We start from the raw sequence: 13,549 nt of genomic DNA on the forward strand, positions 1-13,549 counted from the left end.
CGGGGGCCGCGCTCAGACCAGCAGCTGGTGCTTGGCCAGGTCGCGGTAGAGCGGCGTCGACTCGACGAGCTCGGAGTGCGTGCCGATCCCGACGACCTCGCCCTTCTGCAGCACCACGATCTGGTCGGAGTCGACGACCGTCGACAGGCGGTGCGCGATGACGAGCAGCGTCCGGTTCTCGGCCACGGCGTCGATCGCGAGCCGCAGGCGCTGCTCGTTGAGCCCGTCCAGGCTCGAGGTGGACTCGTCGAGCAGCAGGATCGGCGGGGCCGCGAGGAGCGCGCGCCCGATGGCGAGGCGCTGGCGCTCACCGCCCGAGAGCATGACGCCGCTCTCGCCGACGGGCGCGTTCAGTCCGAGCGGGTTGCGCTCGAGCACGTCGGTGAGGTTCACGGCCTCGAGCACCCGCAGGCAGTCCTCGTCGGAGGCGTCCGGTCGGCCGAGCACGAGGTTCTCGCGGAGGGTGCCGGCCAGCACCGGCGCGTCCTGCTCGACGTAGCCGATCTGGGCGCGGAGGGCGTCGCGGTCGATGGCGGTGATGTCGACTCCGCCGAGCCGGACCACGCCGGCCTCGGGGTCGTAGAAGCGCTCGATCAGCGCGAGGATCGTGCTCTTGCCGGCGCCGGACGGGCCGACCAGGGCGGTGCGCTTGCCGCGCGGGACCGTGAAGGAGACGCCGCGCAGGACGGTGCGGTCGCGGGCGTCCTCGTCGACGTCGAGGGCCTTCTCGTCGTAGGAGAAGACGACGTCGTCGAAGGCGATCGCGGAGTCGGCGACGCCCGGGCCGAGGCCGCCGCCGTCGCGCTCGCCGTCGCCCTCGATCGGCAGGTCGATGATCTCCTGGATCCGCCCGAGCGCGCCGAGCGCCGAGTTGACCGAGGTGATCGCGCCGATGAAGTTGCCGAGCGGCATCACCATCATGAAGAGGAAGAGGATGAACGACACCAGCTGCGCGATGTCGATCGCGCCCGAGGCGACGCGGTAGCCGCCGACGCCGAGCACGGCGAGGAAGGCGACCTGCATCGCGATCCCGGCCACCGGGACGACGAGCGCCGAGATGTGCGCGACGCGGATGCCGAGCCGGTAGGCCTCGGTCGCGTGGGTGTCGACGACGGCGATCTCGCGGTCGGTGGCGCCGGCGGCGCGGATGGTGCGGACGGCGCTGATCGCGCGCTCGACGGCGGCGGCGAGATCACCGACCTTCTCCTGCGCCTTCCGGCTGGCGACGCGGATGCCGCGGCCGAGGGTGAGGGCCGCGCCGAGGGCCACGGCGACGACCACGACGATGATCAGCAGCAGCACCCAGTCGATGATCGCCATGGCGACGATCGCGCCGACGAAGAGCAGCGAGCCCGCGATCGAGTCGACGAGGCCCTGGGTGAGCACGGCACGCAGGAGCGTGGAGTCGGAGCCGACGCGCGAGACGAGGTCGCCGGTGCGGCGGGCGTCGAACTCGCGGATCGGCAGGCGGAGCAGCCGCGCGACGAGCCGGCGGCGGCTGGAGAGCACGATCCCCTCACCGGTGCGCTGGAGCAGGTAGTGCGCGAAGCCGGAGATGAGGCCGGAGGCGACGACGAGCACGAGGAGCGCCCAGACCAGCGGGCCGAGGTCGAGGCCGTCCTGCACGCGGGTGATGACCTGGCCGACGACGAGCGGCTGGGCGAGGCTGGCGGCGGCGCCGAACAGGCTGAGCACCACCACGACCGAGAGGATGCCGCGGTGCTCCAGCAGGTAGGGGACGAGCTGCGAGAAGGAGGCGCGGGGTCCGTCGTCCTTGCCGCGGCGGGGCCGCCGTCCGCCGCGCGTGCTCTCCGTGGTGCTGCTCATCGCTCGTTCGTCCTCGCTCACGCCTTGCCGTACTTCTTGTGGACCGCCGTCCATCTTGCCCCTTCGTGGCTGCGAACCGGCCCTCGATCGGGACGGGACGCCATGCTGATCGAGTAGCCGGCGGAGCGGGCGTCTCGAGATCCGCCGGCGTCAGAACGCGAGTCTGCGGACCGGCCCTGCTGACCACGGTGGGTCTTGATACGCCCCTGCGGGGCTACTCGACCAGCATGAGAAGGGTCGACCAGCATGAAGGGTCGACCCGCATGGAGGGTCGACCGGCATGAAGGGTCGACCAGCATGAAGGGTCGGCGCCGCGTCCTCTCGCACGGGCCCGGAGACGGGTCCGGCCCGCCGGGGGAACCGACGGGCCGGACAGGCGGTGAGCAGGAGCGTCCTACGACACGTTGTCGTGGTACGCCGTGTGCTGCGTCTCCTTCGAGAGCAGCAGCGCGATGAGCGTGAGCACCGCCGCGCCGCTGAGGTAGAGGCCCACCAGCAGCGTGCTGCCGCCGGCCGACTGCCAGAGCGCCACCGCGATGATCGGCGCGAGCGCCGCTCCGAGGATCGACGCCAGGTTGTACGACATCGCCGAGCCGGTGTAGCGGACGTTGGTCGGGAACAGCTCGGGCAGGACGGCGCCCATCGGGCCGAAGGTGAGTCCCATCAGCGTGAAGCCGAGGATCAGCACCGCCATCACGCCGGCGAAGCCGCCGCTGAACAGCGGGACGAAGAGCAGGCCGAAGACGAGGATCGCCGAGGTGACGACGAGCAGCGTGCGGCGGCGGCCGAACTTCTCGGCCAGCGGGCCGGAGACGAGCGTGAAGATCCCGAAGAAGACGACGCCGACGATCAGCATGATCAGGAAGTCGTTGCGGCTGTAGCCGAGGCCCGGGGTCGCCGCGTCGGAGGGCGTGGTGCCGTAGGTCAGCGTGAACGTGGTCATCAGGTAGAAGAGCACATAGGTCGCCAGCATGATGAACGTGCCGAGGATGAGCGGGCGCCAGCTGGTCTTGAAGACGCGGGCGAGCGGCAGCTTGGCCACCTCGCCGTTGTCGACGACCTTCTGGAAGGCGGGGGTCTCGACGAGCTTGAGGCGCACGTAGAGGCCGACGATCACCAGCACGGCGCTCGCGAGGAACGGCACGCGCCAGCCCCAGGCCGCGAAGGTCTCGTCGCTCATGGTGCTCGCCAGCACGAGGAAGAGCACATTCGCGACGATGAAGCCGATCGGGGCGCCGAGCTGAGGGAACGTGCCGTAGATGGCGCGCTTGTTCGCGGGAGCGTTCTCGGTCGCGAGGAGCGCGGCGCCGGACCACTCGCCGCCGAGGCCGAGGCCCTGGCAGAAGCGCATCACGACGAGCAGGAACGGAGCGAGGAACTCCCAGCCCGGCGTGAGGGCGGTCGGCAGGCAGCCGATCAGGAAGGTCGCGATGCCCATCGTGAGCAGCGAGGCGACGAGGGTCCCCTTGCGGCCGACGCGGTCGCCGAAGTGGCCGAAGATGATCGACCCGATCGGGCGGGCGATGAAGGCGACGCCGAAGACCGCGAAGGAGGCGAGGAGGGCGACCGCCGGGTCCTCATTGACGAAGAAGAGCGACGGGAAGACCAGGACGGCGGCCGTCGCGTAGGCGTAGAAGTCGTAGAACTCGATCGAGGTGCCGATGAGGCTCGCCAGGATGACCCGGCCCCGGGAGTTCTGCGGGGCGGCGGCGGGAGCGTCGGCTGCGGTACGGGAAGAAGACATGGAAGAGGGCTGCTCCGGTGGAGGGGTCTCCCGGTGCCGGCGGGGGCGGCGTCGATCGGGCGCTGCGGGCCGCGGGGGCCGAGGGGGAGGGAGGGTAGGGCCGCTCGTGACGACCCGTCCACTTTACTCCGGGTCTTCTCAGCAAGAGCGCCTCTCCGCGAAGTGCGCCGACGCCCCCGACAAGGGGGGCGTCGGCGCGCGGGGTCGCGGCTAGCCGCGCAGCTCGCGGAGGACGAGCGCGGTCGCGATCGCCGCCTCCGCCGCCTCGCGGCCCTTGTCCTCCTTCGAACCGGGCAGGCCGGCGCGGTCGATGCCCTGCTGCTCGGTGTCGAGGGTGAGCACGCCGAAGCCGACCGGCTTGCCGGTCTGGATCGAGACGTTCGTCAGCCCCGAGGTCGCCGCGTCCGAGACGTACTCGAAGTGCGGGGTGCCGCCGCGGATGATGACGCCGAGGGCGACCACCGCGTCGGCGCCGGCCTCGAGGGCGGCCTTCGCGGCCACCGGCAGCTCGAACGAGCCCGGGACGCGCACGAGCGACCAGGAGGCGCCGGACTCGTCGAGCGCGGCCTTCGCGCCGGCGATCAGCCCGTCGCTGATCTGCTGGTGCCAGGTCCCCGCGACGACGACGACGCGGAGGCCGCTCCCGTCGACGGGGGAGGTGGTGGGGGCGCCGCTACCGGCCATGGCTTACTCCTTCGGTGTCGCGCCGGCGGGTCCGGCGTCGAGGGGGTCGAGTCCGACGAGGGGGTCGAGATCGCTGAAGTGGCCCATCCGGTCGCGCTTGGTCGCGAGGTAGCCCTGGTTGAAGGCGCCGACGCCGGCGATCAGCGGCACGCGCTCGGACACGGTGATGCCGCGGTCGGTGAGCTGGCGCACCTTCTCCGGGTTGTTGGTGAGCAGGCGGACGTCGGTGACGCCGAGGTCCTCGAGGATGCCGACGGCGGCGCCGTAGTCGCGGGCGTCGGCGGGCAGGCCGAGGGCGAGGTTGGCGTCGAGGGTGTCGAGCCCGTCCTCCTGGAGGCGGTAGGCGCGGAGCTTGTTGATCAGGCCGATGCCGCGGCCCTCGTGCCCGCGGAGGTAGATCACGACGCCGCCGTCGCGCTGGATCGTGTCGAGCGCGGCGTCGAGCTGCGGTCCGCACTCGCACTTCAGCGAGCCGAATGCCTCGCCGGTGAGGCACTCGGAGTGCACCCGCACGAGCGTGCCGTGGCCGTCGCCGATGCCGCCCGCCACGACGGCGACGTGGTCGGCGCCGGTCTGGCGGTCGCGGTAGGCGCGCAGCTGGAACGGCCCGTGCGTGGTCGGCACGGTCGTCTCGACCTCGAAGATCACCCGCGGGGTGTCCCGGGCGGGTTCCACGCTCGAGGCGTCCAGCTCGGCGTGGTGCTCCTCGAGGTAGGCGATCAGGGCGGCCACCGTGGTCACCGGCACGCCCTCGCGCTCGCCGAGGGCGATCAGGCCGGGGAGGCGCATCATCTCGCCGTCCTCGGCCACGATCTCCGAGATGGCGCCGACGGGCTCGAGCCCGGCGAGCTTCATCAGGTCGACGGCGGCCTCCGTGTGGCCGTCGCGCTCGCGCACGCCGCCCTCGACGGCGCGCAGCGGCAGGATGTGGCCGGGCCGGTGCAGTCGCGCCGGGGTCGCCTCCGGGTCGGCCAGCACGCGGAGCGTGTGCGCGCGGTCGGACGCGCTGATGCCGGTGGAGAGGCGGTCGGCGGCGTCGACCGAGATCGTGTAGGCGGTGCCGCGCGGGTCCTCGTTGTCGACGACCATCAGCGGAAGCTCCAGGCGGTCGGCGATCTCGTTCGTCATCGGCGCGCAGATGAAGCCGGAGGAGTGGCGCACCATCCAGGCGATCGTCTCCTGGCTGGCGAGCTGGGCCGAGACGATGACGTCGCCCTCGTTCTCGCGGCCCTCGTCGTCGGCGACGATGATCGGCCGGCCGGCGCGCAGGGCCGCGACGGCCTCGGGGATCGTGGCGAGGCTCATGCCCGGCCTCCTTCGTCGGCGGCGGACCGCAGCGCGAGCATCCGCTCGACGTGGCGGGCGAGGATGTCGGTCTCGATGTTGACGCGGTCGCCGACGGCGCGGGCGCCGAGGGTGGTGGCGGCGAGCGTCTCGGGGATGAGCGAGACCTCGAACCACTGCTCCGGCTCGGTGGCGGGGCTGATCGCCGAGACCGTCAGCGAGACGCCGTCGACCGCGATCGAGCCCTTGTCGGTGACCAGGGGAGCGGCCGCGGGCGGGAGGGAGAAGCGCAGCACGCGCCAGGCGTCGCCGGGCGTGACCGCGAGCAGCGTCGCGGTGCCGTCGATGTGGCCCTGGACGATGTGGCCGCCGAGGCGGTCGCCGACCAGCGCCGCGCGCTCGAGGTTGACGGGGTCGCCGACCGCGACGCCGTCGAGCGTGGACATCCGCAGGGTCTGCGCCATCACGTCGGCGGTGAAGCCGTCCGCCGACTGGTCGACGACGGTGAGGCAGACGCCCGAGACCGCGATGGAGTCGCCGTGCCGGGCGCCCTCGACGGCCAGCGGGCCGCGCACCGTCAGGCGGATCGCGTCGGTCCCTGCCGAGACGGCCGTGACGACGCCGACCTCCTCGATGATTCCGGTGAACATCAGGACTCCTTCTGCGGGGCGGGCTGCCGGCGGGCGGGGGAGCCCGGCCGGGCGGTGACGAGGAGGTCGCCGCCGAGGACCTCCACGGAGCGGAGATCGAGGCGGTGCGCGCCGGCGATGCTCTCGACGCCGAGGTCGTCGAGGGCGAGCCGCGGGCCGCCGAGCAGCGCCGGGGCGAGGTAGACGAGGAACTCGTCGACGAGTCCGCCGGCGACGAGGGCGGAGGCCAGCGTCGGGCCGCCCTCGACGTAGACGTGGCGGATCTCGGCGTCGTAGAGGCGGTCGAGGACCGCGGCGAGGTCGTGGGTGCGCTCGAGGACCGGGGGGCGCGGGTGCTCGAGGACGCGGGCGCCGGCGGGAACGGCGCGGGTGCCGACGACGACGGGGAGCGGCTGCTCGGCGAGGAGCTCGCCGGCGTCGCCGCGGGCGGTCAGGCTCGGGTCGTCGGCGAGGACCGTGCCGGTGCCGACGAGGATCGCGTCCGCTGCGGCGCGCTGCTCGTGCACGCGCTGCCGGGCCGCGGCGCCGGTGATCCAGCGGCTGCTGCCGTCGGCGGCGGCGGTGCGGCCGTCGAGCGTGGACGCCCACTTGAGGGTCACCCAGGGGCGGCGGCGGCGGGTCGCGGCGAGCCAGACGTGCAGGAACTCCTCCGCCTCCTCGGCGAGGACGCCCTCGATCACCTCGACGCCGGCCGCGCGCAGGGTGTCGCCGCCGCCGGCCGAGCGGTCGCCGGGGTCGCCGACGGCGTAGACCACGCGGGCGACGCCGGCGTCGATCAGGGCACGGCTGCAGGGGCCGGTGCGGCCGGTGTGGTTGCAGGGCTCGAGGGAGACGACGGCGGTGGCGCCGGTCGCGGCGCCGGGGGCGAGGGCGGAGAGGGCGTCGACCTCGGCGTGCGCGGTGCCGGCGCCGTGGTGCCAGCCCTCGGCGAGCACGGTGCCGTCGGGCCCGAGGAGCACGCAGCCGACGCGCGGGTTCACGCCGCGGGCGGGGCCGCGCTCGGCGAGGGCCAGCGCCCTGCGCATCGCGTGCTCGAAGTCGATCGTCATTCCCGGTTCCGTTCGTCGCCGAACTCCGGGGTGCGAGCGGCGGTGCGCGGGCACCGTCGTTCAGCGCCGCGCTCGCGCGCGACGCTCGTGCTGCCTCCCATCCGGACTTTCACCGTCGGTCCCGGAATTCCACCAGGTCAACCGCCTCCCACCGAAGTGGTCAGCGGCTCGCGGACTGTCACCGCCGGTTCGGACTCTCACCGACCCCGGAGCACGTTGTATCCCCGCCAGCCTACTCACCGCGGCTGGGAGCGGGGTCTCGCGGCGTCATGCTCGCCGGCGGCGGGGTCTCGATACGCCGCTGCGCGGCTACTCGACCAGCATGGGCCGCTCATGCTGATCGAGTAGCCCCCGGAGGGGGCGTATCGAGATCCGCCCGACGGGTCAGGACTGGTCGGCGGCGGCGACGTGCTCGGCGTGGGCGCCGTGCTCGTCGTAGTGGTCGCCGTGCAGGGCGTGGCGGTGGGTGCCGTGCGCGTAGTCGACGTGGTCGTCGTGCTGGACGGTGGTGTGGCCGCAGCCGTCGCCGTGCTGGTGCTCGGTGAGGTCGTGCTCGGCGTGGAGGTCGGTGCTGCTCATGGTGCTGCCTTTCGAGGAACGCGGCCACCGGTCGGCGGCCAGGACCAGTGGACCAGATCCATAAACGCATCGCAATACATTCGGGCAATCGAGAGTGATGATCATCCGCAGCAGCGGGCTACCCTCGAGGCGATGGACGAGGACAGGTACGGGCAGGACGTGCTCGCCGGGAACTGGCGGGCGAAGAACACGGTCGAGGTCGCGGTGGTCGAGGCCGAGCGCGATCTCGTGGTCGAGGAGATCGCCTCCGGATTCGTCGGCGCCGTCGTCGGCGTGGAGCTGCGGATGGTGAAGCTCGAGGACCGCTTCGGCAAGGTCCGCGTCTTCCCGATCGGCCCCGGCTTCCTGATCGACGGCAAGCCGGTGTCGCTCAAGGCGCCCGGCCTCAAGCGCGACGCGAACCTCGGCCGGGCGCGCTCCGCCTCCGGCTCCTTCCACGTCGCGGACGCGAAGGCGCGCGTCGCGCTGCCGAGCCGCATCTACGTCGAGGGCCGCCACGACGCCGAGCTGGTGGAGAAGGTCTGGGGGCACGACCTGCGGATCGAGGGCGTGGTCGTCGAGTACATCGAGGGGGTGGACAACCTCGACGAGCTGGTCCGCGCCTTCGCCCCCGGGCCCGGACGGCGGATCGGCGTGCTCGTCGACCACCTCGTCCGCGGGTCGAAGGAGTCGCGGATCGCCGACGCGGTCGCCGCCGGCCCGCACGGCGCGCACGTCCTCGTGGTCGGGCACCCCTTCGTCGACGTCTGGCAGGCGGTCAAGCCGGCCCGCGTCGGCCTCGAGCGCTGGCCCGACGTCCCGCGCTCGATCGAGTGGAAGAAGGGCATCTGCCAGGCGCTCGGCTGGCCGCACGACGAGCAGGCCGACATCGCGCGCGCCTGGCAGCGCATCCTCGGGCAGGTCCGGACCTTCAAGGACCTGGAGCCCGCGCTGCTCGGCCGGGTCGAGCAGCTGATCGACTTCGTGACGGAGCCGGCGTGACCCGCCGCGCCGGGCTCGGCCTGGCGGCGGACGTCCTCCTCGTCGCGGTCTTCGTGCTGATCGGGCGGCGGACGCACGACGGCGACTCGGTGCTCGAGGGCTTCCTCGTGACGCTCTGGCCCTTCCTCGCGGCGCTGCTGCTGGGCTGGGTGATCGCGCGCGCCTGGCGGACGCCGGATCGCATCCTCGTCTCCGGCCTCGTGGTCTGGGTCGTGACCGTGGCCGGCGGGATGCTGCTGCGGGTGCTCTCCGGGCAGGGCGTGCAGCTGAGCTTCGTGGTCGTCACGTCGATCGTGCTCGGAGTGTTCCTGCTCGGGCGCCGCGCGCTCAGCCGGCGGATCGGGTGACGGCGCGCATAGGACCGGCGGTGCGCCTCAGCCGAGGATCCGCACGCCGAAGTGCTCGGCGAACAGCGGCAGCATCAGGCTGAGCTGCAGCTCCGTGAGCGCGACGCCGCGGAGTCCGTCGAGACCGCCGAGCACGTGCAGCTCGGCGCCGCGCAGGTCGAGGTCCTGGATCTTCGCGCCGGGCAGTTCGAGGGAGCGGACGTCGCAGTCGGTGAAGGCCACTCGCGAACCGGTGGCCCCGCCGAGGTCGAGCTCGTCGATCGTGCAGCGCTCGAAGAGGACGTCGCGCAGGGTCGCTCCGCGCAGGTTGACGTAGCCGAGCTTGCAGTCCGTGATGCGGACCTGCTCGAAGGTGCTCTCGTAGAGCTCGGCCGAGCCCAGCCGGGAGGACGCGAGCTCGATCGAGCGCCAGCGGCTGCGGGGCGCGGACAGCCCCGGCACGTCCAGCCGCTCGAGCCGCGATTCCACGAGGGAGGCGGCCCGCAGCTGCGCCCGCTCGAGGACCACGCCGTCGAGCACGCACTCGCTGAGCGAGGCGGCCGTCAGGTCGGCGCCGGTGAGGTCGACGCCGTCGAAGCGGAGGCCCTCCGCGTGCTCCCGGGCGCCGGTGTCGCCGGCGTAGCCCTCCGCGAGGCCGTCGAGGACGAGCGGATCGAAACGGGGAGCGGGGAGGGCGGCGCGCACCCGGCGAGCCTACGCGGCGAGCACCTGCGCATCGCCCACCGGCGAGCCTCGGCACGCGAGCAGGGCCGTGCGGTGAGAGCATGACCGCATGCCCCGACTCCTCGCCGTCTGCCGCGTCGACCGCCTGCTCCCGGACCCGGGCCTGGTCGGCGTGACCGCCATCGACAAGCGCCCCGTCGAGGGGCCGGTCGTCATCCGCGATCTCGGCGTCTACGCCGACGTGCAGGCCGACCGCGCGCACCACGGCGGCGAGGCGAAGGCCCTCTACGCCTACGCCCGTGAAGACGCCGAGTGGTGGGCGGAGCGGCTCGGCTACGAGATGCCCCCCGGACGGTTCGGCGAGAACCTGCGCGTCGAGGGGCTGGATCTCATCGGCGCCGTGATCGGGGAGCGCTGGCGGATCGGCGAGAAGGTCGAGGTCGAGGTGACGATGCCGCGGACGCCGTGCGCGACCTTCCAGCGCGTGCTCGGCGAGCCGCACTGGGTCAAGCGCTTCGCCGACGAGGGGCGCACCGGCGCCTACCTGCGGGTCCTGCACCGGGGGAGCATCGAGGCCGGCGACGCGATCGAGCTGCTCTCGCGCCCTGAGCGCGCCGTGCCGCTGCGCCGCTGGTTCGTCGAGCGCCGCGCGGACGACGCGCGGACCCTCCTCGACGCCGAGGCCGCCGGCGAGCTGCGCCTCGCCGCCGACCTGCGCCCGTACGTCGAGCGCGCGCTCGCCTGACCCGCGGGCCGTCTCGTTACGCCGCTCCGCGGCTGAGCGGCTGGAAACAGCATGCTGATCGAGTAGCCCTCGGAGAGGGCGTATCGAGATCCGCCGTCGTCCGGTGGGTGGGTCTCGATACGCCGCTGCGCGGCTACTCGACCAGCATGGAGGGGCCGCTGCGCGGCTGCTCATCCGGCAGGGACGGCCGCTCCGCGTCCGCTCAGCGGCATCAGCATGCTGATCGAGTAGCCCTCGGAGAGGGCGTATCGAGATCCACCGTCGTCCGGTGGGTGGGTCTCGATACGCCGCTGCGCGGCTGCTCGGCCGGCATGGAAGGGTCGCTGCGCGGCTACTCGGCCGGCGTGGAGGGGGCGCTGCGCGACTACTCGAGCCGCGGCGGGCCTGCGCAGGAAACTCGGGGAGGATGGGGGGATGACTGCGACCCTGCTCGAACGGATGCCGACGCCCGACGCCGACGGGCGCGTCGACGACGACGCGGTGTACCTGGCGTTCACGGAGTGGGCCGAGGCGCGCGGGCTCCCGCTGTACCCGGCGCAGGACGAGTCGATGATCGAGATCTCGTCGGGGGCGAACCTGATCCTGTCGACGCCGACCGGCACCGGGAAGTCGCTGGTCGCGATCGGGGCGCACGCCGCCGCGCTGGCGAACGGGCGGCGCAGCTACTACACCGCGCCGATCAAGGCCCTCGTCTCGGAGAAGTTCTTCGCGCTGGTCGACGTCTTCGGCGCCGCGAACGTCGGCATGGTGACCGGCGACTCCTCGGTGAACCCGGACGCGCCGATCATCTGCTGCACCGCCGAGATCCTCGCGAACCTGGCGCTGCGGCACGGCGCCGAGACCGACGTCGACCAGGTCGTGATGGACGAGTTCCACTTCTACGCCGACCCGGCCCGCGGCTGGGCCTGGCAGGTGCCGCTGCTGACGCTGCCGCACGTGCAGTTCGTGCTGATGTCGGCGACGCTGGGCGACGTGACGGCGCTCGCCGCGGATCTCACCCGGCGGACGGGGCGCGAGACCGCGACGGTCACCGGGGTCGAGCGGCCGGTGCCGCTGCACTTCTTCTACGAGATCGCGCCGATCCACGACTCGATCGAGGAGCTGCTCTCGACGAACCAGGCGCCGGTCTACATCGTGCACTTCTCCCAGGCCGCCGCGCTCGAGCGCGCGCAGGCGCTGACCAGCGCGAACATCGCCACCCGCGAGCACCGCGACCGCATCGCCGAGGTGATCGGCGGCTTCCGCTTCACGACCGCGTTCGGCAAGACCCTCTCGCGCCTGCTCCGGCTCGGGATCGGCGTGCACCACGCGGGCATGCTGCCGAAGTACCGCCGCCTGGTCGAGCAGCTGGCCCAGCAGGGCATGCTGCGCGTGATCTGCGGCACGGACACCCTCGGTGTCGGCATCAACGTGCCGATCCGGACGGTGCTGCTCAGCGCACTGACCAAGTACGACGGCGTGAAGAGCCGCCAGCTCTCGGCCCGCGAGTTCCACCAGATCGCCGGGCGGGCCGGCCGCGCGGGCTACGACACCGCGGGCACCGTGGTGGTGCAGGCGCCGGAGCACGAGTCGGAGAACCGCAAGGCGCTCGACAAGATGGGGGACGACCCGAAGAAGCGGCGCAAGTGGGTCGGCAAGCGCGCGCCGCAGGGCTTCGTCAGCTGGGGGGAGCCGAGCTTCCGCAAGCTCGTCGACGCCGAGCCCGAGACGCTCACCTCGCACATGACGATCACCTCGGCGATGCTGCTCAACGTGATCGCGCGCGGAGGCGACGTCTTCGCGAACGTGCACGCGCTGATCTTCGACAACCACGAGCCGTGGAAGCGGCAGCTGCAGCTGGCCCGACGGGCGCTGGGCATCTACCGCACGCTCCGCACCGCGGAGGTGGTCGAGCAGATCGTCGACGCCGACGGCGTGGTCCGCATCCGGCTGACCGTCGATCTGCAGCCGAACTTCGCGCTCAACCAGCCGCTCTCGCCGTTCGCGCTCGCCGTGTTCGACGTGCTCGACCCGGAGTCGCCGACCTTCGCGCTGGACGTGATCTCGGTGCTCGAGGCGACGCTCGACGACCCGCGGCAGATCCTCGGCGCCCAGCAGTTCCAGGCCAGGGGCGATGCGGTCGCCGCGATGAAGGCGGACGGCATCGAGTACGAGGAGCGGATGGAGCTGCTCGAGAGCGTCACGCACCCGAAGCCGCTCCAGGAGCTGCTCGAGGCGACCTTCGAGACCTACACCGCCGTGCAGCCCTGGGTGCGCGACTTCGAGCTCTCGCCCAAGTCGGTGGTGCGCGACATGTACGAGCGCGCGATGTCGTTCGGCGAGTACTGCGCGTTCTACAAGCTCTCCCGCTCGGAGGGCCTGGTGCTGCGCTACCTCTCCGACGCGTTCCGGGCCGCCCGGCAGACCATCCCGGACGAGATCAAGAACGAGGAGCTGCACGATCTGATCGAGTGGCTCGGCGAGCTGGTGCGCCAGGTCGACTCCTCGCTGGTCGACGAGTGGGAGGAGCTGGTCAACCCGGCCCTCCACGCCGCCGACCAGGCGATCGTGCCGCCCGCTCCGCGCCGGCTGACCGCGAACCAGCGCGCCTTCCGGGTGCTGGTGCGCAACGAGCTGTTCCGGCGGGTCACGCTCGCGGCGCTGGACGACCACGAGGCGCTCGGCGAGCTGGACGCGGCGGCCGGCTTCGACGCCGACGCCTGGGGAGAGGCGCTCGACGACTACTACGACGAGCACGACTCGATCGGGATCGGGCCGGACGCCCGCGGACCGAAGATGCTGCTCGTCACCGAGACGCCGACCGAGTGGCGGGTGCGGCAGATCCTCGACGATCCGGCCGGCGATCACGACTGGGGGATCTCCGCCACGGTCGATCTCGCGGAGTCGGACGAGGCGGGCGCCGCGGTCGTGCGGGTCACCGCGGTCGGGCGGCTCGACGGCGCGAGCTGACGGCGCGAACCGACGTCCGGCGCGCGGCCGAACGCCGCGAGCCGCCA

The 13,549-nt window shown here is 72.6% G+C and carries 12 protein-coding genes and 1 riboswitch; of the genes, 4 read left to right on the forward strand and 8 right to left on the reverse strand.

The window, feature by feature from the left end; translation table 11 throughout:
• Positions 1-12 precede the first annotated feature (12 nt).
• The 7 genes from MT355_RS02905 to MT355_RS02935 all read right to left on the reverse strand — a co-directional run bounded on the left by MT355_RS02905 (position 13) and on the right by MT355_RS02935 (position 7,817).
• Entirely contained in the window at positions 13-1,827 is a 1,815-nt protein-coding gene (locus MT355_RS02905; RefSeq protein ID WP_133963222.1) for an ABC transporter ATP-binding protein, read from the reverse strand.
• A gap of 394 nt (positions 1,828-2,221) precedes the next feature.
• A complete protein-coding gene (locus MT355_RS02910; protein ID WP_123705187.1) occupies positions 2,222-3,571 on the reverse strand; it encodes an MFS transporter in 1,350 nt (449 codons plus the stop codon).
• Between the two features lie 210 nt (positions 3,572-3,781).
• The gene (gene ribH, locus MT355_RS02915) at positions 3,782-4,255 is read right to left on the reverse strand and encodes a 6,7-dimethyl-8-ribityllumazine synthase (RefSeq protein ID WP_123447670.1); all 474 of its coding nucleotides are present in this window, start codon (positions 4,253-4,255) and stop codon (positions 3,782-3,784) included.
• Positions 4,256-4,258: 3 nt separating this feature from the next.
• Entirely contained in the window at positions 4,259-5,560 is a 1,302-nt protein-coding gene (gene ribA, locus MT355_RS02920; RefSeq protein ID WP_243598459.1) for a GTP cyclohydrolase II, read from the reverse strand.
• Complete coding sequence (locus MT355_RS02925) at positions 5,557-6,189, reverse strand: riboflavin synthase (protein ID WP_243598460.1); 633 nt, start codon at positions 6,187-6,189, stop codon at positions 5,557-5,559. The genes ribA and MT355_RS02925 overlap by 4 nt, the downstream gene beginning before the upstream one ends.
• A complete protein-coding gene (gene ribD, locus MT355_RS02930; protein ID WP_243598461.1) occupies positions 6,189-7,238 on the reverse strand; it encodes a bifunctional diaminohydroxyphosphoribosylaminopyrimidine deaminase/5-amino-6-(5-phosphoribosylamino)uracil reductase RibD in 1,050 nt (349 codons plus the stop codon). The genes MT355_RS02925 and ribD overlap by 1 nt, the downstream gene beginning before the upstream one ends.
• A gap of 84 nt (positions 7,239-7,322) precedes the next feature.
• Positions 7,323-7,456: riboswitch (FMN riboswitch) on the reverse strand.
• Positions 7,457-7,622: 166 nt separating this feature from the next.
• Positions 7,623-7,817 carry a zinc transporter permease gene (locus tag MT355_RS02935; protein ID WP_123447667.1) on the reverse strand — a complete coding sequence of 65 codons (195 nt, stop codon included), beginning with the start codon at positions 7,815-7,817 and terminating at the stop codon, positions 7,623-7,625.
• A 132-nt stretch (positions 7,818-7,949) separates the two neighbouring features.
• Between MT355_RS02935 and MT355_RS02940 the strand changes: the two genes are divergently transcribed.
• Together MT355_RS02940 and MT355_RS02945 are read left to right on the forward strand one after the other, a co-directional pair.
• On the forward strand, positions 7,950-8,798 hold the full coding sequence (locus MT355_RS02940; RefSeq protein ID WP_243598462.1) for a DUF3097 domain-containing protein: 849 nt from the start codon (positions 7,950-7,952) through the stop codon (positions 8,796-8,798).
• Positions 8,795-9,145 (forward strand): DUF3054 domain-containing protein, encoded by a 351-nt coding sequence (locus tag MT355_RS02945; protein ID WP_243598463.1) that lies wholly within the window; start codon positions 8,795-8,797, stop codon positions 9,143-9,145. Before MT355_RS02940 ends, MT355_RS02945 begins: the two co-directional genes overlap by 4 nt.
• 27 nt (positions 9,146-9,172) lie before the next feature.
• On the opposite strand, the gene MT355_RS21520 is transcribed toward MT355_RS02945, so the two are convergent.
• Entirely contained in the window at positions 9,173-9,829 is a 657-nt protein-coding gene (locus MT355_RS21520) for a pentapeptide repeat-containing protein (RefSeq protein WP_243598464.1), read from the reverse strand.
• An 88-nt stretch (positions 9,830-9,917) separates the two neighbouring features.
• Between MT355_RS21520 and MT355_RS02955 the strand changes: the two genes are divergently transcribed.
• Together MT355_RS02955 and MT355_RS02960 are read left to right on the forward strand one after the other, a co-directional pair.
• Positions 9,918-10,553: an MOSC domain-containing protein gene (locus MT355_RS02955; protein WP_243598465.1), complete on the forward strand. Its 636-nt coding sequence runs from the start codon at positions 9,918-9,920 to the stop codon at positions 10,551-10,553.
• Positions 10,554-10,967: 414 nt separating this feature from the next.
• Positions 10,968-13,502 carry an RNA helicase gene (locus tag MT355_RS02960; protein ID WP_243598466.1) on the forward strand — a complete coding sequence of 845 codons (2,535 nt, stop codon included), beginning with the start codon at positions 10,968-10,970 and terminating at the stop codon, positions 13,500-13,502.
• Positions 13,503-13,549 lie beyond the last annotated feature (47 nt).

This window comes from Rathayibacter sp. VKM Ac-2929, from assembly GCF_022815495.1.
GTDB classification, from domain to species: Bacteria; Actinomycetota; Actinomycetes; order Actinomycetales; family Microbacteriaceae; genus Rathayibacter; species Rathayibacter festucae.

What these genes read in the sequence shown, in the direction of transcription:
- MT355_RS02905 (WP_133963222.1), bottom strand. Translation starts at nt 1,827, where the DNA reads ATGAGCAGCACCACGGAGAGCACGCGCGGCGGACGGCGGCCCCGCCGC.
- MT355_RS02910 (WP_123705187.1), bottom strand. Translation starts at nt 3,571, where the DNA reads ATGTCTTCTTCCCGTACCGCAGCCGACGCTCCCGCCGCCGCCCCGCAG.
- ribH (WP_123447670.1), bottom strand. Translation starts at nt 4,255, where the DNA reads ATGGCCGGTAGCGGCGCCCCCACCACCTCCCCCGTCGACGGGAGCGGC.
- ribA (WP_243598459.1), bottom strand. Translation starts at nt 5,560, where the DNA reads ATGAGCCTCGCCACGATCCCCGAGGCCGTCGCGGCCCTGCGCGCCGGC.
- MT355_RS02925 (WP_243598460.1), bottom strand. Translation starts at nt 6,189, where the DNA reads ATGTTCACCGGAATCATCGAGGAGGTCGGCGTCGTCACGGCCGTCTCG.
- ribD (WP_243598461.1), bottom strand. Translation starts at nt 7,238, where the DNA reads ATGACGATCGACTTCGAGCACGCGATGCGCAGGGCGCTGGCCCTCGCC.
- MT355_RS02935 (WP_123447667.1), bottom strand. Translation starts at nt 7,817, where the DNA reads ATGAGCAGCACCGACCTCCACGCCGAGCACGACCTCACCGAGCACCAG.
- MT355_RS02940 (WP_243598462.1), top strand. Translation starts at nt 7,950, where the DNA reads ATGGACGAGGACAGGTACGGGCAGGACGTGCTCGCCGGGAACTGGCGG.
- MT355_RS02955 (WP_243598465.1), top strand. Translation starts at nt 9,918, where the DNA reads ATGCCCCGACTCCTCGCCGTCTGCCGCGTCGACCGCCTGCTCCCGGAC.
- MT355_RS02960 (WP_243598466.1), top strand. Translation starts at nt 10,968, where the DNA reads ATGACTGCGACCCTGCTCGAACGGATGCCGACGCCCGACGCCGACGGG.